Below are 24,369 nucleotides of genomic sequence, written 5' to 3'. Positions count from 1 at the left end.
AGCCGACCGGCCTGATTATCGATTTAGCTGACTAGGTAACAGACCGCATTTCTTTTTGCTGAAATCACTATTTTCAGGCCATGAACCGCAGAAAATTTCTTGCCCTGGCTGCGGGCGCTTCTGTGACAGCCCCGTTACTAAGCTGGAAAGAAGAGTTCGCCATCCCGATCATTGACACGCACATTCATTTGTTCGATACGTCTCGTTCGCAGGGCGTACCCTGGCCAACACCCAAAGATACTATTCTCTACAAGCCAGCACTTCCAGATCGTTATCACAAGATTGTGATGCCTCTCGGAGTTGTAGGCGCAATTGTCGTAGAGGCAAGTCCCTGGATTGAAGACAACCAATGGGTACTCGACGTAGCAGAAAAAGACAAGATTATCGTTGGAACGGTAGGCAATCTTGAACCGGGCAAGCCAGACTTCCGCCGACAGCTCGAACGTTTCCAGCGTAATCCTTTGTTTCGCGGTATTCGCTACGGAAACCTTTGGGAGGGCCATGATCTTTCTCGCCAATTGACAAATCCCGATTTTATCCCGGATCTTAAATTCCTTGCTCAGTTGGGGCTGGTGCTGGATACGGCAAACCCGAATCCGGCATTACTTGCTGCCGTGGTACGTATCACCGATCAAGTGCCAGCGTTACGGGTAGTCATCGATCATCTCCCGCAAATGGCTATTCCTGAAGTGGCCGACGTACGGAAAAACTACGAAGCGGACTTACAGGAACTAGGCAAGCGGCCCCAGATTTATCTGAAGATTTCAGAAGTGCTACGTCGGGTGGACGGGAAAATTCCTCAGAATCTGAGTTTCTATCGGGAACGGCTGGATGCGCTTTATGCTACGTTTGGTGAAGATAGGTTGCTGTATGGAAGCGATTGGCCCAACAGTGATCAGTGGCTACCTTTCGACAGCGGATTGAATCTGGTCAAACAATACTTCAACGCGAAAAGTCGGGCCGTGGCCGAAAAGTATTTCTGGAAGAACTCAATTGCTGCTTATCATTGGCAAAAGCGCGACGCTTCGCAACCTGGATAGAACCAATTACTCACTGTAATCCAACTCTTTCCCAAACGTCTCTTCCATCGTAACTAAGGCCCAATAGCCCAGCGCGAAACAAATTAGCGCAACGATAGCCGCTGACTGAATTACCCCCAGTGACGGTTTCATCGCCTGAAAAGCAGGAATGGTAAGCAACGTAGTGGCCCGCACGTTATTAGCAACCGACGTAGTGGCCGTGGCCCGGAGGTTGGTTCCGAAACTTTCGGCGGTGATGGTCAGGAACATAGCGATGTAGCCGATGCCGAAACCCAGCGCCAGACAGAGTGCGTAGAACGAATCAGCCGACGTAATGCCGCCAAACAGATAAATTAGGACGAGTACTAACGTAACACTCATCATAATGCCAATCGCTTTCCGACGCGACCGCAGCCATTGACTCAGAAAACCACTGAATAAATCACCCGCAACGGTTCCTACGTAGGTGAACATAACAGCGCGTCCTGGCTGGATAGGCTCCGAAACACCAATGGCTTTTCCGAACTCATTGCTGAACGTAGCGAGAATGCCGATGACCAGATACGTAGGAATAGCAATACCCATACAGCGCAGGTAACGTAGCGTTTGCTCTTTTCCGCGAAATAGGGCCCAGAAATTTCCGCGTGATACATTCGTCTGCTGCACCCGCTTGAACATACCCGATTCGAGCACGCTGACGCGCATCAGGAGTAGGATTAAACCGAGCCCTCCGCCGATGAAATACGTAGTGCGCCAGTCGAACAACGTAACGGTGAAATAAGCAACCACCGCCCCCAGCAAGCCCACACTGGCAACCAGCGATGAACCATAACCCCGCAAGTTGGGTGGCAGAATCTCACTGACCAACGTAATACCCGCGCCCAACTCACCGGCTAGCCCTAATCCGGCCACAAATCGAAGGATAGCGTAAAGTTGTGGGTCGTGCACGAAACCACAGGCGATGTTTGCCAATGAATACGTAATGATTGAGCCGAATAAGACGGAAAGCCGACCGCGCTTATCGCCTAAAATACCCCAGAGAATGCCGCCAGCCAGTAACCCGGCTTGTTGATAATTCAGGATTTTTCCGCCCACCAGAGAAATATCTGCTTCAGACAAACCCAGGTCTTTCAGACTCGGAACGCGCACAATATTGAAGAGCAGCAGATCATACACATCGACGAAATAACCCAGAGCTGCTACAATAACAGGTAGAGCGAAAAGCGGACGTAGTGAATTAGAGGACGTAACGGTAGGATGCATATACGGCAAGAGATAATCAATTGCCGAAGGTACATTAAAAAATAGAACGCAGATAAATCCGCAATTTGTCCTCAGAATGACAAATTGCGGATTTGTATCTTATTCGCTTTTCAGAACTTCCACTGGATTAGTCTTTGCGGCCTTCATCGTCTGCGATCCGATCATTAGGAAGGCGATCAGCAAGACCGCCAGTAAGCCGACGAATAATTCGCCGATCTGCACGGGTGTGTGATACGGAAATCGGATGAGAACCACTTTTTCGAAGAAAAGATACGTTACTGGCAGCGCGATGAGTGCCGATATAGACAACTGTACGAGAAAGCCGCGGCTTAATAAGTAGATAAGGCTGCCTGAGCTGGCCCCCATCACTTTGCGGATGCCGATTTCCTTTAATCTGGTTTCGGTCGTGTACGCTACCATGCCGAACAAGCCCATCGATGCGATCGAAATGGCAAGGAATGAAAGAAAACCAATGATCTTGATTAGGGTAGAAAATTCGCTGTATGCCTCTTCGATGGCTTCGTCGTAGAATTCAGCCTGAAAGGGATGAACACGGTCGATTTCTTTCCAGGCGGACTCGATTTTTTCTCTGGTTGCCAGCAGGTCCGTACTTTGTATTTTGGCATTAATGACCGCTCTGTCTTCGGGTGTCCAGTGCATGAAGGCAACCGGGCCGACGAGATTGTCGACCTTGCCATAGTGAAAGTCTTTCATGACGCCAACAATGGTCATTTTGCGTGTTCCATTGAAATTACGGAAGGTGATTTCCTTACCAATTGCTTTCTCAGGATCATTATTACCAATGTTAAATCGTTTTAAGACTTGCTGATTAACAATCACTTCTGTGGCGGCCTTGGCCGTAGTAGGTCGCGCCATAAAGTTTCCTCCGGCAATGAGTTTGTAGTTATGCAGCCGCAAGTAATTTTCGTCGACGTGGTTGGTCATGACCAGTACTGAGTCACGCGAATCGTTATATTTCATATAGCCACCCCAGGCATTCCCAACGCTGGTAACGATCAGCGATCGAGAAAGAGTCGTCACTTCGGGCATCTCGCTCAGTTTCTTGAAAAACGCATCCGGTTTATTACCCTGCATATTGATGTTCAGGATGTTTTCGGTGTTGAATCCCAGATCGAACGCCAGTATGTTTTTGTACTGCACATAGCCGATGGCGGTTGTCGTAATAAAGAGTAGGGTAAGCGTGTATTGAACCACCACTAGGGCGCGTCGGAGTGTCAGGTATTTAAATACTTTCACCGTCCGGTACGCCGGAGCGGACACATTCCTGAGCGCACTGATCGCGTTGACTTTCGAAAAGAATAGGGCTGGCATGAAGCCGGCAATCACACCAACAGTGACCGAAAAGATGATAAAAGCTGCGACCATTGACGGGGTTAGTTCGAGCTTCACCGTTTGCTGCATCTCCGGAGCCAGATTGATTAGCAGCGGGCGCAATACAAGAAAGATCAAAAATGAAAGAACCAGGGCTGACAGCGAAATCATGATCGACTCGGCCAGGAATTGTTGCTGTATCTGGCCCTTTTCGGCGCCGATTGCCTTGCGAATACCGACTTCCTTAAAGCGACGTAGGGCGCGCGCCATCGAAAGATTAGTATAGTTAAAACAGGCCGACAAAATCACAACGAGTGCTAGCCCGCCGAGCATCCAAAGTACACGAGGAGACATGTGAGGACCCACAGAGCCAGGACCGCCCTCGGAGGGACGGAATCCTTCCCCAACTACGATCTTATATAAAGGGTGAAGTTCAAGCTGAATTTTCGTGGCCCCTTCAGCAAGATTTTCCTGCCTGGCAATGACGTCGAGCTGCGATTGAATTGATGCTACGTCGGCATTTTCTGGCAGCCGGAGGTATACGAAGTTCGACGACATATTTGTCCATTTCTCGAAGTCCGTGTCGTTCTTGTTGAGCTGCTCGGCCGTTGACAGCGATACCAACGCTTCGAAATGGATGTGCGAAAAGAAGGGAACATCCTTCATGACACCGGTCACCTGGTAAGCGAGTGTATCGAACCTGATTGCCTTCCCAAGCGCAGGTTGGTTGCCAAATAGCTTTTTCGCTGCCGTCTCAGTCAAAACAATCGAGTAAGGATCTTTCAGCGCCGTTTCGGGATTGCCTTCCAGCATCGGGAATGTAAATATTCTGAACAGCGACGGCTCCGCCCAGAAGCCCTTTATCGGGATAATATCGTCGCCGACCTTCGCATCCTGCGAAAAATCGTTGCGCATAGTCGCTACGTCTTGGATACCAGATACTTTCTCCCGAATAAGCTTTCCGGTTTTTATGGACGTAGTGGCAAACTTGCCGCCCTGTTCACCATTGAACGTTGCTACGTTGGTGATGCGATAGATTCGGTCACCATTTTCATGGAACCTATCGTACGAACGCAGGTCTAGTACGAACGCGATTAGCAGTAACCCGACGGACATACTGATAGCAAGGCCAATAATATTGATAGCTGAGAACAGCTTATTATGCAGCAGGTTGCGTCTGGCTGTTTTGATGTAGCTCCCAATCATGATCCGATTATTAATTTATATTCCAAATTTACGCAGGTTGTACACAAAGCTCACGAGCAGATACCGACGTAGTATCCGGCTTTGCACGTCGTCGATATACGTATCGGTGGTGTTACGTACCAGACTGCGATTCTGGTTCATTACGTCGAAAACCTGTAGCCGCAATTCACCTGTGTTGCCTTTAAAAAACTGCTTCGCCAGTGCTACGTTCCAGAGCATAAACTGCTGATTATAACCCGCAGCCCTACCCGTTGTGCCTGTATACGTCAAATCGCTGCTGAGTACGAAACGGAAGGGAAGCTTCCAGAATAAGTCGGCGGTGGCGTATTGCGACCAGAAGGATGTGTTCTGTTTCGAGGTTAGTGAATACGCAGCCGTTTGATACGTTAGATTACCACTGATGCCGTATTCCAGGCTATTGTTGAAATTAGATTGTAGATGAAATCCCTGCCCCACGCTGGCTGTTTTTGCAACATTTTGTTGGTCATTAATGAAACTCACCGCCCGACTTAGACCAATGTTGGTAGTGAAGGTAAGCCCCAGGTTCGACGGTTGCAGCGTTCGCCCGATAGACATTGACCCGTTGACCGACCAAAAACCACCTACGTTGAGGGGTTGCGTCGTCTGCACACCCGACGAACTGATTGTCGTTGACGTAGCAATCCGATTGTGGCTCTGATTCAGGCTGGCAAACGCCGATAAACTTTTGCTACCCTGATCTTTCGACACATTATAACCAAGGGTAATTGTATTATAAAACTCGGGGGCAAGTTGTGGATTTCCGATTCGAACATTGAGTGGATTTGTATTATCGACAACAGGCTGCAATTGAGAAAGCGAAGGTGCATTCAGGCGGGTTCGATATTGCAGGCGCAGGTTTCGATTACCCGAAAATGTGTAATTGAACAAGGCATTTGGCAACAGATTAAGGTACTGACGTCGCTGACTGGTATCGGCTGAACGATTATCGAGTTGCAACTGCGACTGCTGAACGTCCATTCCGAGGGCAAATCGATACCGTAGTCGTTGATTCTGAAACGTAGCACCCGCCCGATGAAAAGTAAATGAATTACTAAAATTGTTCGATAACGAATAATTGACGCGGTCATATTGGTCAGTCGCTTCATTTCGGTCCGTAACCAATCGGTCGGCACGATTGCTATTGACCGAATAGGTGTACCGAAATTCTAGTTTTTGCGTGAATGATAACGGTTCGGTATAGGACAACGTCAGCGTGTTTTGCAGGTTGTAATTCGCCTGTCGGTTCTGCTGGTTCAATAGGTTCGAAACTGGATTACTACCTGTGGAGTCGTAAAACGTATTGACCGACTGATTCAACGCCTTTGTTTCACCATCGCCCAACACCGTATTTAGGTTGAACGACAGGGTACGTCCTTCGAGTCGGAATTTACGCATGAGCAGCAGGTTGTTGTAGCCATTTAAACCTTTACCTGTATATCCATAGCCCGTTTCGCCGGTATTCACTAATTGAGCCGTTTGCCCCGGCAGACCCGGTCCCTCCAGACCGGGTAACGTAGAGCGGCTGGATAGTCGGCTGGTGTAATCGGTCGATTGCCACGAGAAACTGGGTGTTAGCCGAAGACTGGTCATCGAATCAAGTACCCAATCGAGACGGGCGTTGAATCGATTCGTCAATTGCTGATTCTGCGAGTAATTCTGCTGATCGGTAGTCAGGGAACGTCCCGGCAAAATACTGGCGCGCCGACTCTGTTGATCGGTGGTCGTGATGGCCTGATTCAGAAAATAGCTCGTTGCGATTTCTGCACGCTGGCCCACTTTATCCCGATAGTTTAATCCGCCAGCGCGTACTTCGATTACATTTGTGGGCGTCTGGCTACCCGGAGGTCCACCCCCTTCCTGGCCTCCAACAAATACTGGCCCTTGTGCTGGCCCAGCGCCTAGCGTGAAATTTTGCTGATTGAGGTTGTTGGCCTGACCAATCAGGGAAATTTGGCGCCCGTTATTAAAGCGGTGCAGATTCAATTGAGCCTGATACCGATTGGCCTCCCCGTCGCGCGCTGTGCCAAGCCCCAATTCATTCTTCCCGAAATACCCTTTCCGTTTATCCCGCTTGAGGGTTATATTGATGGTTCGTTCGCGATTCCCATCGTCGATACCTGAAAACTGCGACTGATCTGACGACTGATCGTATAACTGAACCTTATCGACAATATCGGCGGGCAGATTTCGGGTCGCCATTTTAGGATCATTGCCGAAAAACGGCTTTCCATCCACCAATATTCGGCTGACCGTTTGCCCCTGTGCTTTAACCGTCCCGTCGCGACTCACTTGCATACCGGGCAATTTGCGGAGTAATTCCTCCACTGCGGCATTCTGCTGCGTCTTGAACGATCCTGCGTTGAATTCCAACGTATCCTGTTTAACCATTACGGGCGCGCTTTCCTGCCGAACAATCACTTCCTGAAGCTGATTGCTCTGCTCAACCATCCGCAGTATGCCTACTCTATTCGCTGGCTCGCCTGACGTAACCGTAATCGATTGGGAGACATTCCGATAGCCCAGAAACGTAACGAGCAGCCGATAGACCCCTGGTGCTACGTTGCGTATCTGAAACATTCCATCGCCATCGGTAATCGTACCCATCACGTAGCTCGAATCGCGGTCTGTCATCAGCGAGATAGATGCTTGCCGCAGAGGTTTGCCACTAGATGAATCAACGACCATCCCCCCAATCTCCGATTTCGATCCGTTACGTTGGGCAAACAGGCTAGTTGTCAGGGAAAGACAGAAAAGTAAGAAAAACGCTTTCATAAGGTTGTAAATGGCAGGGATGGCAGGGAGAAAGGATGGCAGAGAAGCAGAATTAGGCAATTCCATGCGCTCTCTGCTATTCCCTGCAATCCATGCTTTAGTTCCGCTCGTTCAGTTGAAGTTGTTGCTGGAAATCGGTAATGGCTTTCTGACGTAGATCCGCTAATTGTTCCGGAGTAACGGTCTGTGCCTGTGCGTTCGGTTTGACCGCCGAAGCATCGGGGGACGTAGTATCGACTTTGGTTGCCTTGAATTGCTCCTTGCTCCCTTCGATGAGCAGTACGGTGCCCGTTTCGGGCGTAAGTTCGTGGATGGGTGAGTAAGTGACAGGAATTTCGGTAGTTACCCAAACTGTATAGGTTTCCTTTTTGTAAGGGACTGTCGCTTTTCGGCAGGTGTAGCCGGCTATTTTCTTGGTTTGGTCGGTTAGTTGCCAGCCACTTACCCGCTGAAGGGGCACTTCGGCCTGATACGTTTTAGCCTCCGCATCTTTACCGACTGTAAGTAGCGTTACTTTCTTCTGGCCTTGCAGATCCACAAAAATCTGCTCAGTAAATGGTCGCGGAAGGTTTCTGGTCTGAGGCACCCCACCGTCGCCCCTTACCCGAACAACAGTTGCCTGGTCATCGCGGCTTTCTTTCGCAAACGTACCGTTAATTAGCGTCTTCTGGCCAAACGAGCGCGTATCAGGAATGTCGGTTGGGAAGTTCGGATCGCCGGGTTTTACCTGTTCGCCATTAATGACGATACGCATTTGGGATGGGTCAACTTTACGGACACCTTCGTACGAAATCTGCCCAGACCACGTAGTGGCGGCTGTTTGAGCTACGATGGGATGAGTTATTAGAAGGGCTACCAGACAGTTAGCAACTACGCAAAGGATAGTTTTCATGAAAAATTGATAGTTTAATTGGATGTTTTACTAGTCAGATGGAATTGTAACGTTGTGATACACAGAGCTGAACTCTCTTAACCCCCTTGCCCTACGCGTCTGTTCTTTTCCAGAAAATCGGTGATAGCTTTCTGGCGTAGCTCGGTCAATTGTTCTGGCGCAACAGTCTGCGCCTGTACACTGGGTTTAAGCACGGACGGATCGAGCGCGGTTTTAGCCACTTTTCTGGCTTTGAATTGCTCTTTGCTCCCTTCAATGAGCAAGACCGTACCGGTGTCGGGGGTAAGTTCCTGAATAGGTGAGTAGGTGATGGGCAGCTCGGTGGTTATCCAGACTGCGTAGGTTTCCTTTTTGTACGGCACAGTGGCCTTTCGGCAGGTATACCCAGCTATTTTCCTGGTTTGATCGGTTAATTGCCAGCCACTTACTCGCTGAAGGGGCACCTCGGCCTGATACGTTTTTGCATCCTCATCATTGCCGACCGTAAGGATCGTCACTTTTTTCAGGGATTTCAGATCAACAAAAAACTGCTCAGTAAATGGGCGCTTACCTCCGGCTGTCGGCATCACCTGATAATTGTTGCCGGTTACTTTCGCATAGGTACCGTTAATGAATACCTTTTGCTCCGACATTCGGTTATCAGGAATGTCTTTTGGCCAGTTCGGATCGCCAGGTTTCATTAGCTCGCCATTGTTATCGAGGAATTTCAGACTCGCCGGATCGATTTTGTGGATGCCTTCGTAGGTAATCTGCCCAGACCACGTAGCAGAGGCCGTTTGAGCAATAATTGGATGCGTTGCCAGACCGACTACTAAAAAGCTAACAACTACGCAAAGGAGCGTTTTCATGAAAATTGCTGGTTTGATTTGACGGTTCAAAGGTCAGGCGGAGTTTTGTAACGCACTGCTACATAGTGTTAAACAGTGTTAACAACCATCCAAAGCCCGCCCAGACGATGTAGATTTGTGTATGAACCGACGCATTCGTTCCATATTCTGGCTGATGGCGCTATGCATCATTGGCATCAATGCGTTTCAGGGCTATTGGCTCTGGACAACGTATCATCTTAAAAGCCAGCAGTTTAATCAAACGATGCGGGATGCGCTATTTTCGGTTTTGCAGAATCGTCAGATGGTCGAGGCTAACCGCTTATTTGCCAGGCAGGGTAATGAGAAGTCACTGAAACCGACACGAATGATTATTCGCCAGTTTGACGGTACTACCAATCGGGAGCAGATTCGAGTTATTGTAAGACAACCCGGGCCTCCATTAAGCGCAAAGAGAACTCGTAGGCCTGGTAAACGTGCGGTGTCTGTTGGGTTTTATCAGCAGCTGTCGCCAGGTCCGCCAGGAACAGAAACAGAACTATTCGAATCACCTGATACGCTTGCTCACCGAATTTCGACTCTATTGCTGCTCGACTGGGCTGAAGGGACACGTATCAATCTGGCTAAGTTAGCAGATGCGTACCGTGCTGAACTTTTTCAGCGAGGTATAAATCCTACGTTTAAACTGGATACGGTGAGCGTTCAACCTCAAAAGATGTCCAAAAATGTACTTGTACGTCAATTGGGTGCTCCCTCAAGGCCAAATGATAAGCCGAACGTAATGAACAGGTTGGTTGTGCCCATCAACCCAATTCGGAATTTGTTTGCGCAAGTGACCTTTGAAACGCCAACGTTCTACTTGCTACGTCGAATGGGTTGGTTGCTGGGCGGTTCGGTGTTTCTAGTATTGTTGACGACAGGTAGTTTTCTGTTCATGCTGAGTACGATTCTGCGTCAGAAAAAACTATCGGAAGTGAAAAACGACTTCATCAATAACATGACGCACGAACTGAAAACGCCCATTGCTACCGTAACGGCAGCTGTGGAAGCTTTACAGCATTTTGGCGCACTGGATGATCCGAAGAAAACGCAGATGTATCTGGCGATTTCACAAAATAACCTGCAACGCCTTTCTGATCTGGTCGAAAAAGTGCTGAATCTGGCCGTCGAAGAGAAGAAGGAGCTGGTTCTTAATCCAGAATGGGTGAAACCGTCGGAAATAATCAGCCAGGCCATAGGGAATTATCACCCGAAATCCGACAAGTTGGTTGATTTCGAGGTAGCTGTAGAAACTACCGATGAACCGGTTTTGATTGACAGATTCCACATGACTAATGTGCTCAATAATCTAATTGAAAACGCTATCAAATATTCAGGCGAGTCGGTTAATATTCGGATTGCGAGTCAGCAACGGGAGCATGTCTGGCGATTGTCGGTCAAAGATAATGGCATTGGCATTCCCAGGGCCTATCAGGCAGCGATCTTTGATCGCTTCTTCCGTGTACCAACCGGCAACTTGCATCCGGTCAAAGGTTTTGGCCTAGGGCTGTCGTATGTGCGGCAGGTAGTCGAAAAACACGGTGGTCTTGCCGAGGTGATCAGCGAACCCGGTCAGGGCAGTGAATTTACCTTGCTCGTCCCCATGCAGGGCGGTACTGGACAGGTAAGCATCAGGCGACTCCGTATCAACTTCAACCCGCTCCAATCTGCTTCCTAACTGATGGCAACCGTACTATTGATAGAAGATGAAGTCGCCCTTGGCATGATTGTGAAGGATAGCCTTGAAGTGCGTGGTTTTACGGTACGTTACGCAGCCGATGGTGACGTAGCTTTGGCTGATTTTCGACAGGAGCGCCCCGATATTGTCGTGGCCGATGTAATGATGCCGAATATGGACGGATTTTCGGTGGCCCAGCAGATTCGTCAGACTGATCCGGACGTACCAATTCTGTTTCTGACGGCCCGTTCGCAAACCGCCGACGTAGTACGTGGATTTGAGTTGGGCGGGAATGATTACCTCAAAAAACCATTTAGTCTGGATGAACTGATTGTACGTATCAACGCGCTTCTCCGACGTAACGTAGCAGTTGGACCCGCTGCTACGTCAGATTCGGTACGTATCGGTCGGTATCAATTTGATGCGCCCAAGCAAAAATTATCGTTCAACGGGCAAGATACGTTGTTGTCGCATCGCGAAGCCGAGTTGCTACGTCATTTATATGAGCAGCGGAACCAGGTACTGGAACGTAATGCCGTATTGATCGAACTATGGGGCGACGACAGCTTTTTCAACGGACGAAGTTTAGACGTATTTATTACCAAACTCCGTCGTCATCTCCGTGACGACCCGCAGATCCAAATTATCAACGTCCGAGGTATTGGTTATAAGTTGATTGTATAAAAAAACGGTTGTAAGTGCTTACAACCGTTTTTTTATACAATCATTGGATTTTCTCTACCAGAATCGAATATAAAGAACCGTCAGAATCAGCATAATAACGGTAACCATTGCTGTCGCTGATGGAGCAAGTTTAAACATTGTGGAATCAACCTCAAACGATTTTGGGTTAATAGCGGGTCCTGCAAGACTAATTAACACCATAGCCAGTAGCGTGAAAACAAAGGCCCAACCCATTGCTACAAGAAACGGAATTTCATAAACACCTTCGGCATTTTTAAACGCTGTGTAGAGAATTGTTTCGTGTCCAAACAGAGCAGGAGCGAAGTTGTTGAATAGGGTCGTTAAGGCAAAGCCCAACAATATTCCGACAACTGCAGCTGCTCCTGTTGTACGTTTCCAGAAAAAACCCAGCAGGAATACAGCAAAAATACCAGGGCTCAAATAGCCTGTATATTTCTGAATGAACGTAAAGCCTCCTTCACTACCCACTCCTAGTGTATCCTTCCAGGTCAGAGCAATAGAAAGGAGCATAGCCACAAAAATAGTGATACGTCCAGCCCAGACCAATTGCTTTTCGCTGGCGTCTTTTTTAATGTATTTGTGGTAAATATCAAGCGTGAAAATAGTGGAGATCGAGTTGGCTTTACCGGCCAGCGAAGCCACGATAGCAGCCGTTAATGCTGCCATCGACAAGCCTTTAAGACCATTCGGCAGGAAAGACAGAATTGCAGAATAGGCATTGTCGGCAAGCAGTTTACCGCCTGGAGCCATCTCGTTTTGTAGACCGCCATTTTTATACAACACATAAGCAGCAATCCCTGGAAGCATCACAATCAGTGGCATGAACAGCTTGATCATGGCCGCAAACAGAATACCCGTACGTGCCGTTTTTAAGTCGGCACCAAGAGCCCGCTGGGTAATATACTGATTACAACCCCAGTAATTGAGGTTCACAATCCATTGTCCAGCGAAATACATAGTAATACCCGGTACGGTCAGGTACTTATTGACTTCAACCTGGGGCGTATCAGGGCCTGGTTTTGGGAAAATCAGGTGGAAATGATCTTCAGCATCGTTCATCATAGCCCCGAAACCAGCTATAACGTCGTTACCTAATCCGAATTTCTGACTAACTAACGTAAGGGCAATATAACTCGTAACAAGGCCGCCGATAATCAATACAACAACCTGAATAACATCAGTGTAGCCAATTACTTTCATACCCCCCAACGTAATAATCAGAGCAAAAATGCTCAGACCGATGACAATTGGATGAAAGTAGTCGGCACCAACTAAAGTGCTGATTGCCAGTGCTCCTAGAAACAGGATAGAGGTTAGGTTAACAAATACGTAAAGAAATAGCCAGAAAACAGCCATTATTAAACTTACTGTCTCATTATACCGCGTCTTCAAGAACTGCGGCATAGTATAGATATGGTTTTTTAAATAAATAGGAATAAACCATATGGCTACTATAATAAGTGCAACAGCCGCTAACCACTCATAAGCCGCAACGGCAATACCAAACGTGAAACCATTTCCTGACATACCGATAAACTGTTCGGCGGAAATATTGGAAGCGATCAGCGAAGCACCGATAGCCCACCAGGTCAGCGAACCTTCGGCCAGGAAAAAGTCTTTTGTATCGAGTTTGGTTTTCTGCTTTTGTTTGTAAATCCAGTACCCGTAGGAAGAAACACCAATAAAATACAGGAAGAAGATGATGTAATCGGTCTGGTTAAGCTGGTTCATGTTAACAACACGGAAATAGAGTTCGGAATCAGCCTGTAAAAAAGCAATTATTTCTTTAATTCAGCTTACTTTCCAATGAAATCATTTGCAAATAAATGCTATTAATGTTGCTCTAATCAAGACAAATGACAAAATCTGTTTTTATATAAGTAGAGTTAGATTAAATTAATGATTTTGACAACAGAAGTTTAAATGGCAAGTACAATTTACTTTTTTTTCAATATTGCATAAAATTCGTTCGAAGCAAAAGCAGTCGGATACAGGCGTTCAATCTGTAGATTAATATAGTTTAGTTCGTTCAGTTGGGTAATTATTTCCCTAAATGATTCAGGTGTAAAACGCCAGGCATGCGTATCAACATAGGCTCCTTTTGCTTCCTTGAATTGATTAAGCGCTTGCCGCGTATGCGATACTATCGCATTTGAATTACCTGGGGTTCCATGCATAGAAAGCCAATGGCGAATTGGGCTATTATGGACGACCAAAGCCTGATGGCGAATAAGATTGGCAAGCTGATGCACTTTACGTTTCTCCTCATAAGCTTCAACGACCGAACCTAAATCGAGTGTCGGCAGCAATGCATCAAATGAATAGCGTTTATCAGGAATTGTTATATAATATTTCCCCCCCGAGTTGAACAGCTTTTCTACGTCAATAAGATGTTTAATTAAGTCAGGCTGGTGTTCAATGCAATGAGCTGAATAAACTACGTCGAAAGTGTCTTCAATAATTGAAAGATCGCCTGTAGGTGATACGTAGTGTATATCTGGGAGGTTGTCAGCGATGACATAATTTACGGCGATGGCTCGTTTGATAATATCTTCTTTATTATCTACGTCAAAATAATAAACATTAGGGCCACGTAGGTGAGGATTTGAAAAAGGACCAATTTCTAATGACTTAGCATTAGTAGGTATAAGTGATAAAAAAGTACTTCGACTGATAGCATTTTGCCCTGAAAAGATATTGTAAAGAAATCGAAAGCAGTTACGCAGGAAATCTTTCATAGTAGCTCGCAAATATAGCAATGGTGAGAATTTGAAAAAGGGCCAATTTCTAACGACTTACCATTATAGTAGGTATAAGTGATAGAAAAGTACTTCGACTAATAGTTTTTTGCCCTGAAAAGATATGTAAAGAAATCGAATGTAATTACGCAGTAAATTTTTCATAGTAGCCCGCAAATATAGCAATTCACTTCCATAGATGCACTTACCCGTACAAATATGTCTTTGCTCAATGAAGAATGAAGCTATCCTTACTGGTGGTCCAATCCCACTTATTATATACCTATCCTCAACTACATACATAAAAAACGCCAGCCCTGAAAAGGGCTGGCGTTTTTTATGTATTGATTTCCTTATTTCTTCTCTACCAATTGCTTAACCAGTTGCTTTAACTGATCGATTTCTTTTTGCTGTTGAATGCTATACAGCGTTAGTTCTTCGATTTTTTCCAGCAGTTTAGCATCAGTTTTGTGAAGATCGTTGCCTTTCTCTACCATCTCCTGAGCCGAAGGGACGCCTGGCAGGTGCTTGTTAGCCTGGATGAAGCTTTCTACTTCAGAAAGTGATTTCAGCTTATAATCAGACTGAAACACATAGTCACTCCAATCAGATGTGTTCTTCAGAGCCACTTTCACTTTTTCAGTCAGGATACCCTGTTCAACGAACAGTTTGTAACCAACTGGCGTACGTGTGTTAGCGCCGATAATAACGGCGTCATCCTGAGTGCTTTGCAGGAACGAGCCTTTCCGTTGCCAGAACGCTTCCGTTACACCTTCACGAGTCGAAGCATTTGTACTGACCAGAATCACATCTCCGGAAGCATTGACAGACAAAACTTTTGTTTGGTTCGTCATTGAAGCAGCGTCAGTGCTTTTCAAGTTTGTGAACCGAAGGCCTGAGGTAGCTGCAACGCCCGCAGTAATCTCCACTTTATTTTGAGGAGCAGTGTTACCGATACCTACTTTCCAGGCAGCGTTAGCAGCACCTATGATGATCGAATTGTCCGCAGTAACCACTGCATTCACGCCGATAGCTGTAGAGTTGTTTACATTAGGGCCGTTGGTGCCGGCTCCGTAGCCAATGAATGTATTGGCTTGACCAGTGGCATTCCCGGTAAAGCCAGCGGAATTTCCGATATAGGTGTTATTTTGTCCGCTGGTATTCGCATAGCCAGAACCATTTCCGATGAACGTATTACCAGCTCCGCCAGTGGTTTGTTGGCCTGAGGAGTTGCCGAGGAACAGGTTATAGGAACCCGTAGTGCTTAGACCAGCCAATTGGCCGATGAACATGTTACCTGTGCCAGTCAGATTACTTAAACCGGCATTTGCACCGATAAAAACGTTCGCTGTACCAGTGGTATTGCTAGCACCTGCTCCAGATCCTAGGAAAACGTTATTATTGCCACCGGCAGTAATGGCAGGGCCAGCATTAGTACCTATAGCTAGGTTGTTGGTACCTCCGCCAGAGGTTCCTGCATTCAGGCCCATATAGACGTTCGAAGAACCGGCAGTAGGTTGTTTAATGTATGTCTGATTATTGACCAGGACGTTAAAGCCTGTGGGCAGGTTCAGGTTACCCTGAACGGTTAATGGAGTACCAACCGGTACCTCAATTGTTTGAGCCGTAGCGGTCAGGCTGGCAGAGAGAGCAAGGCAACCGACGTAGAGAAAGTGTTTCATTTGTGGTAGATTTTTATTATCAAGTCGAAAAGTTAGTGTTCTGGGTTCAATCGGCAAAGTATTTTGTGATACTTTTATTATAAGGTACTTTTTTGAACAGATACAGCTTACTCGTATGAGTAATTGTAATTCATACTCGTAATACGCTTAAAGGTAACTAAGTGTTTTCAAACTTACTAAATTTATTTTTGGAAATTATAATTTTAGTACAACAATAGATTGAAGCTGTTTAAACTTTTATGATAGAGCCGTTTTTGTCATGCTGAGGAACGAAGCATTTTAAAATCTCACAAGCGAATTAGTATGATTTGAGATGCCTCGTTCCTCAGCATGACAAAAACGCTCATTTCTATGCTTTTGTCGGAAGTTTAAACAGCTTTAGTATATAGGATAAATAAGTATGTCATCGTCCCTGAATGTCGGCTTGAGGCTAACCTTCCAGGGGCGATGACATACTTGGCTCGTATGAGCTATTTAATGGCAATATGCCGCGACGGTGCAGGCTTTACTTCCTGTGGCGTCGAAAGTTTGAATGTGTATTCTTCGACTTGCGTACCTGCTGTGATACGGAAGGTATAGTTTCCATCGGTCAATTGGCTCATGTCGAACTGCTGACGGCACGTATTACGTTTGCTGTTTTTACCAAGCACAGTTTCCTGATAAAGTACTTCCCCTCGCTGACCAATCAATTCCAGGCTGACTTTATTCTCGGACTTATACTTTTCCAGATAGAACCACATCTTGGTCATGTCGGCGGCTGGAAATACGGCTGCAGCAAATACTTTCTTCTGCGATTGACCATCGTCAGCTAATGTAGGTGACGATACGGATACGGTTAGTGCCAACAAAAGGACACTGGCGAGCATTTTGAAGGTGGTTTTCATTGAGCTGTATGATTAAAAGAGAACCTTTAATTGTCAACTCAATGATGGACAGAAACAGGTGCATCGCCGTCGTTTAGGAGCAACGGCCAAAAAAAGGGATAAGCGGTTTAAGCTATTCTACAAAATCTAAATCCTTGCCGAACGTATCGTCCATGCGGCTTAACGACCAGAATGATAAGCCGTAAACGATGACTCCCAACAACCCGGCTGCGAGCAGGGCACCCACGGATGGTTTCAGCGCCTGAAAAAGCAATGTCATCGGAATAAGCGTTCCCCGAACCACACTGGGTACCGACGTAGTAGCCGTATTACGGAGGTTGGTGCCGTAAAGCTCGGCTACCATTGTCAGGTACATGGCGATATACCCTGTACAGAAACCTGCCAGCAGACAGATCGTATAAAGGCCTTTGGCGCTACGTATGCCACCAAACAGATAAATGCTGCTCAACAAAGCGCTAGCTATCAATAGACCAGTTATAGTACGAATACGGGATTGCAGCCACTGACTCAATGGGCCACTAAGCAAATCGCCCCCGGCCAGTCCGACGTAAATCATCATTACGCAGCGCCCAGGCTTTACTACGTCTGGTATGGCAAGGGCTTCACCAAACTCATTCGCGAACGTAGCCAGAATACCCACTATAAACCAGGTAGGCATGCCCACCGTTACGCAACGTAAATATTTGATTGTTTTAGTCTTGCTACTAAAAAGTTGAAGGAAATTCCCGCGACTGACGTGCTGATGCTCGGCTTTCATACGACTGAATAAGCCTGACTCGAATATACTTACCCGCAACAGTAACAGTGCCAGACCCATACCGCCACCCACCCAGAAGGCCATGCGCCAGTTAAAGTATTCGACGGTGAGGTAAGCGGCTCCCGCGCCCAGATAACCGATACCCGCTACTACTGAAGAACCATAGCTGCGGATTTCTTTAGGGAGAATTTCGGAAACTAATACAATAGCCGCCCCAATCTCTCCCGACAGCCCGACTCCAGCGATAAAGCGAAGTATAGCATACGTATTGACATCCTGCACAAAACCACAGGCGATGTTCGTAAGCGAATACGTTAGAATACTGCCGAACAACACCGACATGCGCCCTCGCTTGTCGCCCAGCACACCCCATAGAAATCCGCCCAGTACCAGTCCGGCCTGCTGGAAATTCAGGATAAACGTACCAGCCTTCGATACTTCAGCTGGCGACAATCCCAGCGATTGTAAACTCGGCACGCGCACGATGCTGAAAATAAGCATGTCGTACACATCCACGAAAAAGCCCAGCGCCGATACAATCACCGGTAAGGTAAGCAGTGGACGTAGTGAAGGACGTAGTGATGGTGGCGAGAGAGTCTCCATCTGAACCAGTATTTAGCTGATTTAAGGATTTACAGGATTGTTTCTGAACCAGGATTTTCAGGATTGAAAGGATTTACGGGATTGTCTGAACCTAGATTTTCAGGATTGAAAGGATTCACAGGATTTTGTTTTCTGCTTGACTGGATTCAATCTTGTTAAAATCTTGGTTCAGACAATTCTGAAAATCCTTACAATCCCAATTCAGACTACTCCTCAAGGTAATTCAAATCCTTCCCGTGGGTTTCAGGAATGGTCAGAATAGAATAGAAGCCAATAATAAACGAAATCAGTCCCACTGCGGCACCGGCATCGATAATTCCGAGCGAAGGTTTCAGAGAACCATACAGACTTGTCATCAGAATAACCGTTCCACGAACCATGTTCGGAACGGTAGTAGCCGCCGTAGCACGAAGGTTTGTTCCGAACTGCTCCGCGCCAATCGTAACGAACATGGCCCAGTAACCAATTCCGAAACCCATCGCCAGACATAGACCATATAATAACGTAGCACTTTTAACACCGAAGTACAGATAGATCAGCCCGAAAACCAGCGATACGATCATGAGCAACGTAACGGCTTTCTTGCGCGATGCCATTGCCTGACTAATGAACCCACTCGCCAGGTCGCCGACGGCCAGACCAACGTAGCACCACATGATCGCCAAACCCGGCTGAATTTCTTCGGTAATACCTAACGCCTTTCCAAATTCGTTACTGAACGTAGCAAGAATACCAATAACGAACCAGGTCGGTAAGCCAATGCCGATGCATTTGAGGTAGCGGCTAAATCGGTTTTTATTCGTGAAAAAAGACAGGAAATTGCCCCGGCTGACGTGCTCCTGCGATGATACGTTGGTGAACATGCCCGACTCTACTACGCCGACACGTAGCAGCAGCAGCCCGACGCCAAGTCCACCACCGACGAAGAAAGCCATCTGCCAGTCGAACAATTTGACGGTAAAATAGGCTACTACGGCCCCAAACAGGCCAATTCCCGCCACCAGCGACGTACCAATTGCCCGTTTTTCTTTGGGTAATACCTCACTCACCAACGTAATACCGGCCCCAAGCTCACCGGCCAGCCCAATGCCGGCAATAAAACGCATCAGTGCGTAGTAGGTAATCGGGTCCATGAACGTAATGTTCGTAATAAATCCGCAGGCAATGTTGGCAATGGAGTACGTAATGATAGAGCCGAACAGTACCGAGAGTCGCCCCCGTTTATCACCCAGCACGCCCCAAAGAATACCTCCCAGCAGTAGCCCGCCCATTTGCCAGTTCAGGATGCTGGCGCCTACTGTCGAAATCTGTTCGGGAGACAGGCCGAGGTCTTTCAGGCTGGGTACACGCACAATGCCGAACAGCAGCAGGTCGTAAATATCAACGAAGTAACCCAGAGCCGCTACGATAACAGGCAGACTAAACAGACCAACGGTCGGAGATTCGGTTTTAGAAGAAACGGTGGAAACAGCCATGCGGCAAAATCAAGGGCTAAGAGAGCGAAATAATTCTGCAATATTACGAAACCGCCAAAGAAGATTAGGGCTTCTCCTTTATCATTTTCTTCTGAATGAACACATCGGCATAGCGCTCACCAAGGGTTCGGGCCGAGCGGGTGTCGAAATGGGTCGAGTCACCTTTGTCAGTCAGACCCGATGAAAGGACGTAGTATGAATTGGAAATGTGCTGTGTTGCATTCTTAAGCGCGTCATTGACTGTTTTCGCGTTTGGATTGCGCTTCACGACAAAATCGCCTAACGTAGCAACCAAAAAAGGTACATTCGGCGCATTCAAATCTTTCCGAAAACGGGTCACCAACTCTTCTAGTTTGGCTTCATAGACCGGGGCTTTTTCTGGCGTAGAATCTGACTCGCCCTGATGCCAGATGAAACCCACTAATTGGCCGTTTTCCAGTGCTTTTTTTGCTCGACGTAGTGCATCATCGTAAGGGTACGATTTGGTCGGATCGTAATACGCTCCCGTTTTCCAGTCGTCAATCCCCGAACCACCAACGGCGCAGGGAACCAGCCCAATATTCATGGTCGGGTACGTACCGGCCAGTTTTTTGGCAAAAGCAAAACCCGGCCCTACGCCGATAACGGCTGGTTTATCAAAATGCATCGGGTCGCGGGCTGGCACCCAACTTTCAGCTTTATCAAGCATCCAGATACGCGGATGAGGTTGTTGATCTTCGGCTTCTGGAACACCCCGCCCCGCCATGTTCGACTGCCCGATGAGCAGAAACAGTTGCAACCGGGGCGGAACGTCCTGTTTGAATGCAAGCATGATGAAAAGAAGTGCGACAATAATAGGACTTACGCTGGTTTTCATGGCAAGAGGTCATAAGTAATTAACGAGTCACTTGATTCAATAGCTCGTCGCGTAGCGACCAAATGGTTGTATGTAGCAAATGAAGCAGATTTAATCTCTTTCTCGTCGTGTAGTGACCTCAATATAGAATGAGTTGTTAGGTCGCTACGTAACGAATTACCTAATTGAAATTCTAAACCGTTACTACGTTCTTCTTTACATAGCTCATGGTTTCGCGCTGGCGTTGCTCCACAAATTTTCGCGCTTTAGCCGCTTTGGCTTTAGCTGCCTTTGGATCTTTGGCCATTGTCAGCACTGTCGGAACGTAACGCGCTACGTCCGCTGCGTTGTCCATGTCGAAGAGCCAGTCGCCCAGTCCAATATCTTTCCACATCACCCCCTTACTCGTTTGTTCGGCAAATCGACCCACAACGGCTGGAATACCATTGCCGACGCACATAATAGGCGAATGCATTTCCAGCCCGAACAATCCCGCCGAACGAATATACGTACTGACAGCCTCGTCGGTGAGCCAGTATCGATCCCGCCACACTACCTTGGACTTTACATCGTCGGGCAGTTTATCGAACAGGATTTCTTTTCCCAATTTCACCTGGGTTTCGTCTTCGGGACAAATCAGAATTTTCAGGGGAGTCTGTCGAACAATAGCGATCATGGCTTCCCGAAGTGGTGCATGGTCGTGTTCTTTCATGGCCTGATTTCGGGCATCGCGCGTGGCATCGAACGGCGTGTTTTTAGCCGGAATTTCCCAATAAGGCGTAAAGCGCTGACGAGGAATGACGCACATAAATTTGCTTTCTTCCAGACCGTGTTCTTTCAGGAGCGTAGTGGCTGCCTGTTCGTTACGTAAATCCACACCAAACGCGCCATCAGGACAGAACTCCATAATCGGGCACGTAACACCGTTCTTTCTGGCAAAATCCAGCGAAATCGAATCGCGGAACAGGGCGAAACGGGCTTTAGTCAGCAGTTCTACGTCGAGTGGTTTGGCGGTAACCATGGCTTTAGGGTCGGGACTGTACACACCGGGGAACGTAATGCCATAGACGCCATACGGTTTGCCGGTTTCAGTGCGCCAGCGGTCTACGTCTTTTGCCGCCACCAACGACGGCCCTGAACCATGCAATAGAAACGCGCACTCCTTCAGCGCCTGAGCAATTTCGTCGGGTTTTTGAATAATCGGTACATTCGGAAATCGCCGACGCATCAAATCCTCTACGCCATTGGTAAGGCTGGATGGCCACAAACGCACTTCTACATCGGGCAGGTATTTTTCAAGTAAGGCCAGCACGCCAGGTGTATGACCAATATCACCAATGTTGACCGTTTGCCAGGACGAACGTAGTATAATTGATTTTTTAGCGGCTGACTGGGCAAGTGCCGGAAAACTCATCAACAGGCTGACGAGAGAAGGGGTTTGTTTGAGAAAAGTTCTGCGGGTGGTCATACGACATTATCTTTGGCTAATTGCGTTAAAAAGCCAGGAGATATTTTCCATAAGGCAATGAAAGCTCTCTATTACCCTTGCTGATGCTAACGAATGTCTTTTATCAGACACTTACTCAACAGGCGATTCAGGATTGTCAGAGACAGTAGCGGTTGCCTGAACAGGAGTAACGATTGGTTGGGAACGTAGCACGGGTTCCGGTTTAGGCAGCGAACCATATACATGATAAGCCGTACCTAACGCCCAAACCTTCAGCCCGACGCGAGCGAAAACCAGCGTTTGCTGAATAATAAACATGAGTAAAATGGTAAGCCATCCACTCATCAGAATCACTGAATCGATTAGAAAATAAAGTCCAAACAATCCGGTACCTATTAATATAAGCAGTAGGTAAAGGCCATAGGTTTTACCCGGATGACGTAGCACTAGCCGGAGGGCGAGGCCAAAAGCCCGTAGCGCGCTATGCTGGTCTTCCCGAAACAAAATGACTTTGGCGTAATCGCCGATGCAGAATACCAACGTAACAGTAAGAGCAAAGAATCCGAAAAAGATACTGCCAATCCAAAGCTGCCCCCGCTCCGTTACGTCGTCGCTCAGGCCGAAGCCTACCAGCGAACCGGCTATCAGCCAGATGCTTCCACTAATAACGGCGAACAACAACGTAGCGCCCAGTAACCGCATAAACCGACCAACGTAGTGCGTGCATCCTTGCCAAAACGTACCGACATCGAATCGTGTATTGGGCTGAGCGAAACGTAGTAAAATACCTCCCGCTAAGAATACGCTCAGAAATAAATACAAAAGCCCCAACCAACGTCCCACACTTATAAGCGGACGAATGGCTGGCTTACTTCGGTGCCAAAAGTCTGAAAAAACGGTATAATCGAACCCATTTAGTAACTCCTGAAAAGCAAGCGAATGCTGAGTCTCAACGCTGAAGGTTGAGTAAAATGGTAAAGCAACCACGAGTCCCAACACCAACGTAATACCGTAAATGAGCCAGAGCAGTCGGAAACTGCCAAGCGTCTGTCGAAGGGAGGTAAGGAGAGGAGCCATTTTTAAAGAGCGAAAGAGCGAAAGAATGAAAGAGCGAAATCCATCCGGCAGATACTTTCACTCTTTCACTCTTTCATTCTTTCGCTCTTTTCACTTAATGGATGTTCAGTTCTGATTTTCTCCTGCAATTTCAGAAAGCCGTCGATCAGTGCTTCGGGGCGCGGGGGGCAGCCGGGAACGTATACATCAACCGGAATAATTCGGTCGACGCCTTTTACTACGTGGTAGCCGTGCTGCCAGTAAGGTCCGCCACAGTTTGAACAAGAACCCATCGAAATCACGTAGCGCGGTTCGGCCATCTGCTCATAAAGTCGCCGGATGCGGTCGGCCATTTTATATGTTACTGTTCCCGACACAATCATAATATCGGACTGACGGGGGGAAGGGCGCGGAAAAATACCGAATCGCTCCAAGTCATAGTTGGAGGCCATAGCACCCATCATTTCGATGGCGCAGCACGCCAGCCCAAACGTGAGCGGCCAAAGTGATTTCTCCCGCGACCAGTTGAGTAAATCCTCGGAATGCATCAGCAAAACGCTGGCCTCGCCCGATTTGTCACCTATTGAGTGAGACGTCATAATTTTCAGATTCGTAGTAGAGACAAGGTATGAATTAACTCTACAATTGATCAGTGTTTGTAGCGTTCGTTTACCTGTTGATACAACTGCCTGGGCACTTTGGTTTCTACCGTCGGAATTTTAGGCGTTGGTTTCACCCAATCAAGATAGCCTTTTGCCCAGACGTAGGCCAGACCGAGCGCCAGAATAACTACAAACAGGATGGCTTCGGTCAAGGCAAACCAGCCCCAGAGTCCGTTGGTGGATTTAATAAGTTGAGCTTGCCCAAATACGGTTGCCCAGGGAAACAGAAAAACTAGTTCGACATCGAACAGCACAAAGACCAGCGCTACAACGTAGTAGCGAATATTGAACTGCACATTGGCATTACCGACTGGCTCCTCCCCCGACTCATACGTACTGTTTTTCTCAATGTTTGGTCGGTCAGGACGTAGCAATCGCGCTGCAAAAAGCACAATCGCAATGAACGCAAACGCGGCCAGAATAAAGAGCAATATGATACCGAAATCGGAAAGCATTAATAAATGATAATGAAGAAT

At 47.4% G+C, this 24,369-nt stretch carries 19 protein-coding genes; 3 read left to right on the top strand and 16 right to left on the bottom strand.

Annotated features, from left to right (window positions below; genetic code table 11):
- Positions 1-80 precede the first annotated feature (80 nt).
- Positions 81-1,040, top strand: coding sequence for an amidohydrolase family protein (locus IC229_RS08045; protein ID WP_190886444.1), 960 nt, complete (start codon positions 81-83; stop codon positions 1,038-1,040).
- A gap of 6 nt (positions 1,041-1,046) precedes the next feature.
- Here IC229_RS08045 and IC229_RS08040 read toward each other — a convergent pair whose 3' ends face one another.
- The 5 genes from IC229_RS08040 to IC229_RS08020 all read right to left on the bottom strand — a co-directional run bounded on the left by IC229_RS08040 (position 1,047) and on the right by IC229_RS08020 (position 9,353).
- Positions 1,047-2,282, bottom strand: a complete 1,236-nt coding sequence (locus IC229_RS08040; protein ID WP_190886443.1) for an MFS transporter — start codon at positions 2,280-2,282, stop codon at positions 1,047-1,049.
- A 99-nt stretch (positions 2,283-2,381) separates the two neighbouring features.
- Entirely contained in the window at positions 2,382-4,820 is a 2,439-nt protein-coding gene (locus tag IC229_RS08035; RefSeq protein ID WP_190886442.1) for an ABC transporter permease, read from the bottom strand.
- A gap of 15 nt (positions 4,821-4,835) precedes the next feature.
- Positions 4,836-7,613, bottom strand: coding sequence for an outer membrane beta-barrel protein (locus IC229_RS08030; RefSeq protein ID WP_190886441.1), 2,778 nt, complete (start codon positions 7,611-7,613; stop codon positions 4,836-4,838).
- Between the two features lie 97 nt (positions 7,614-7,710).
- Entirely contained in the window at positions 7,711-8,505 is a 795-nt protein-coding gene (locus tag IC229_RS08025) for a GLPGLI family protein (RefSeq protein WP_190886440.1), read from the bottom strand.
- A gap of 77 nt (positions 8,506-8,582) precedes the next feature.
- Positions 8,583-9,353, bottom strand: coding sequence for a GLPGLI family protein (locus IC229_RS08020; RefSeq protein ID WP_190886439.1), 771 nt, complete (start codon positions 9,351-9,353; stop codon positions 8,583-8,585).
- Between the two features lie 121 nt (positions 9,354-9,474).
- Between IC229_RS08020 and IC229_RS08015 the strand changes: the two genes are divergently transcribed.
- Entirely contained in the window at positions 9,475-11,049 is a 1,575-nt protein-coding gene (locus IC229_RS08015) for a sensor histidine kinase (RefSeq protein ID WP_190886438.1), read from the top strand.
- A 3-nt stretch (positions 11,050-11,052) separates the two neighbouring features.
- Entirely contained in the window at positions 11,053-11,733 is a 681-nt protein-coding gene (locus tag IC229_RS08010; RefSeq protein WP_190886437.1) for a response regulator transcription factor, read from the top strand.
- A 54-nt stretch (positions 11,734-11,787) separates the two neighbouring features.
- On the opposite strand, the gene IC229_RS08005 is transcribed toward IC229_RS08010, so the two are convergent.
- The 11 genes from IC229_RS08005 to IC229_RS07955 all read right to left on the bottom strand — a co-directional run bounded on the left by IC229_RS08005 (position 11,788) and on the right by IC229_RS07955 (position 24,348).
- A complete protein-coding gene (locus tag IC229_RS08005) occupies positions 11,788-13,485 on the bottom strand; it encodes a sodium:solute symporter family transporter (protein WP_190886436.1) in 1,698 nt (565 codons plus the stop codon).
- Positions 13,486-13,691: 206 nt separating this feature from the next.
- The gene (locus IC229_RS08000; protein WP_190886435.1) at positions 13,692-14,492 is read right to left on the bottom strand and encodes a class I SAM-dependent methyltransferase; all 801 of its coding nucleotides are present in this window, start codon (positions 14,490-14,492) and stop codon (positions 13,692-13,694) included.
- 353 nt (positions 14,493-14,845) lie between these two features.
- Positions 14,846-16,174 (bottom strand): bZIP transcription factor, encoded by a 1,329-nt coding sequence (locus tag IC229_RS07995; protein ID WP_223833916.1) that lies wholly within the window; start codon positions 16,172-16,174, stop codon positions 14,846-14,848.
- A gap of 470 nt (positions 16,175-16,644) precedes the next feature.
- Positions 16,645-17,058 (bottom strand): hypothetical protein, encoded by a 414-nt coding sequence (locus IC229_RS07990; protein ID WP_190886434.1) that lies wholly within the window; start codon positions 17,056-17,058, stop codon positions 16,645-16,647.
- Positions 17,059-17,170: 112 nt separating this feature from the next.
- Complete coding sequence (locus IC229_RS07985; RefSeq protein ID WP_190886433.1) at positions 17,171-18,418, bottom strand: MFS transporter; 1,248 nt, start codon at positions 18,416-18,418, stop codon at positions 17,171-17,173.
- A 206-nt stretch (positions 18,419-18,624) separates the two neighbouring features.
- Complete coding sequence (locus tag IC229_RS07980; protein WP_190886432.1) at positions 18,625-19,893, bottom strand: MFS transporter; 1,269 nt, start codon at positions 19,891-19,893, stop codon at positions 18,625-18,627.
- A gap of 64 nt (positions 19,894-19,957) precedes the next feature.
- Positions 19,958-20,704 carry a sialate O-acetylesterase gene (locus IC229_RS07975; RefSeq protein ID WP_223833915.1) on the bottom strand — a complete coding sequence of 249 codons (747 nt, stop codon included), beginning with the start codon at positions 20,702-20,704 and terminating at the stop codon, positions 19,958-19,960.
- A 217-nt stretch (positions 20,705-20,921) separates the two neighbouring features.
- Positions 20,922-22,196: a polysaccharide pyruvyl transferase family protein gene (locus IC229_RS07970; protein WP_190886430.1), complete on the bottom strand. Its 1,275-nt coding sequence runs from the start codon at positions 22,194-22,196 to the stop codon at positions 20,922-20,924.
- A gap of 111 nt (positions 22,197-22,307) precedes the next feature.
- The gene (locus IC229_RS07965) at positions 22,308-23,252 is read right to left on the bottom strand and encodes a hypothetical protein (RefSeq protein ID WP_190886429.1); all 945 of its coding nucleotides are present in this window, start codon (positions 23,250-23,252) and stop codon (positions 22,308-22,310) included.
- 65 nt (positions 23,253-23,317) lie between these two features.
- Positions 23,318-23,830, bottom strand: a complete 513-nt coding sequence (locus IC229_RS07960) for an NADH-quinone oxidoreductase subunit B (RefSeq protein ID WP_190886428.1) — start codon at positions 23,828-23,830, stop codon at positions 23,318-23,320.
- A 50-nt stretch (positions 23,831-23,880) separates the two neighbouring features.
- Positions 23,881-24,348 carry an NADH-quinone oxidoreductase subunit A gene (locus tag IC229_RS07955; RefSeq protein WP_190886427.1) on the bottom strand — a complete coding sequence of 156 codons (468 nt, stop codon included), beginning with the start codon at positions 24,346-24,348 and terminating at the stop codon, positions 23,881-23,883.
- Positions 24,349-24,369 lie beyond the last annotated feature (21 nt).

This window comes from Spirosoma profusum (assembly GCF_014699005.1).
Classification (GTDB): domain Bacteria; phylum Bacteroidota; class Bacteroidia; order Cytophagales; family Spirosomataceae; genus Spirosoma; species Spirosoma profusum.
This window is presented reverse-complemented; position numbering and strand designations above follow the sequence as displayed.

What these genes read in the sequence shown, in the direction of transcription:
- IC229_RS08045 (WP_190886444.1), top strand. Translation starts at nt 81, where the DNA reads ATGAACCGCAGAAAATTTCTTGCCCTGGCTGCGGGCGCTTCTGTGACA.
- IC229_RS08040 (WP_190886443.1), bottom strand. Translation starts at nt 2,282, where the DNA reads ATGCATCCTACCGTTACGTCCTCTAATTCACTACGTCCGCTTTTCGCT.
- IC229_RS08035 (WP_190886442.1), bottom strand. Translation starts at nt 4,820, where the DNA reads ATGATTGGGAGCTACATCAAAACAGCCAGACGCAACCTGCTGCATAAT.
- IC229_RS08030 (WP_190886441.1), bottom strand. Translation starts at nt 7,613, where the DNA reads ATGAAAGCGTTTTTCTTACTTTTCTGTCTTTCCCTGACAACTAGCCTG.
- IC229_RS08025 (WP_190886440.1), bottom strand. Translation starts at nt 8,505, where the DNA reads ATGAAAACTATCCTTTGCGTAGTTGCTAACTGTCTGGTAGCCCTTCTA.
- IC229_RS08020 (WP_190886439.1), bottom strand. Translation starts at nt 9,353, where the DNA reads ATGAAAACGCTCCTTTGCGTAGTTGTTAGCTTTTTAGTAGTCGGTCTG.
- IC229_RS08015 (WP_190886438.1), top strand. Translation starts at nt 9,475, where the DNA reads ATGAACCGACGCATTCGTTCCATATTCTGGCTGATGGCGCTATGCATC.
- IC229_RS08010 (WP_190886437.1), top strand. Translation starts at nt 11,053, where the DNA reads ATGGCAACCGTACTATTGATAGAAGATGAAGTCGCCCTTGGCATGATT.
- IC229_RS08005 (WP_190886436.1), bottom strand. Translation starts at nt 13,485, where the DNA reads ATGAACCAGCTTAACCAGACCGATTACATCATCTTCTTCCTGTATTTT.
- IC229_RS08000 (WP_190886435.1), bottom strand. Translation starts at nt 14,492, where the DNA reads ATGAAAGATTTCCTGCGTAACTGCTTTCGATTTCTTTACAATATCTTT.
- IC229_RS07995 (WP_223833916.1), bottom strand. Translation starts at nt 16,174, where the DNA reads ATGAAACACTTTCTCTACGTCGGTTGCCTTGCTCTCTCTGCCAGCCTG.
- IC229_RS07990 (WP_190886434.1), bottom strand. Translation starts at nt 17,058, where the DNA reads ATGAAAACCACCTTCAAAATGCTCGCCAGTGTCCTTTTGTTGGCACTA.
- IC229_RS07985 (WP_190886433.1), bottom strand. Translation starts at nt 18,418, where the DNA reads ATGGAGACTCTCTCGCCACCATCACTACGTCCTTCACTACGTCCACTG.
- IC229_RS07980 (WP_190886432.1), bottom strand. Translation starts at nt 19,893, where the DNA reads ATGGCTGTTTCCACCGTTTCTTCTAAAACCGAATCTCCGACCGTTGGT.
- IC229_RS07975 (WP_223833915.1), bottom strand. Translation starts at nt 20,704, where the DNA reads ATGCTTGCATTCAAACAGGACGTTCCGCCCCGGTTGCAACTGTTTCTG.
- IC229_RS07970 (WP_190886430.1), bottom strand. Translation starts at nt 22,196, where the DNA reads ATGACCACCCGCAGAACTTTTCTCAAACAAACCCCTTCTCTCGTCAGC.
- IC229_RS07965 (WP_190886429.1), bottom strand. Translation starts at nt 23,252, where the DNA reads ATGGCTCCTCTCCTTACCTCCCTTCGACAGACGCTTGGCAGTTTCCGA.
- IC229_RS07960 (WP_190886428.1), bottom strand. Translation starts at nt 23,830, where the DNA reads ATGACGTCTCACTCAATAGGTGACAAATCGGGCGAGGCCAGCGTTTTG.
- IC229_RS07955 (WP_190886427.1), bottom strand. Translation starts at nt 24,348, where the DNA reads ATGCTTTCCGATTTCGGTATCATATTGCTCTTTATTCTGGCCGCGTTT.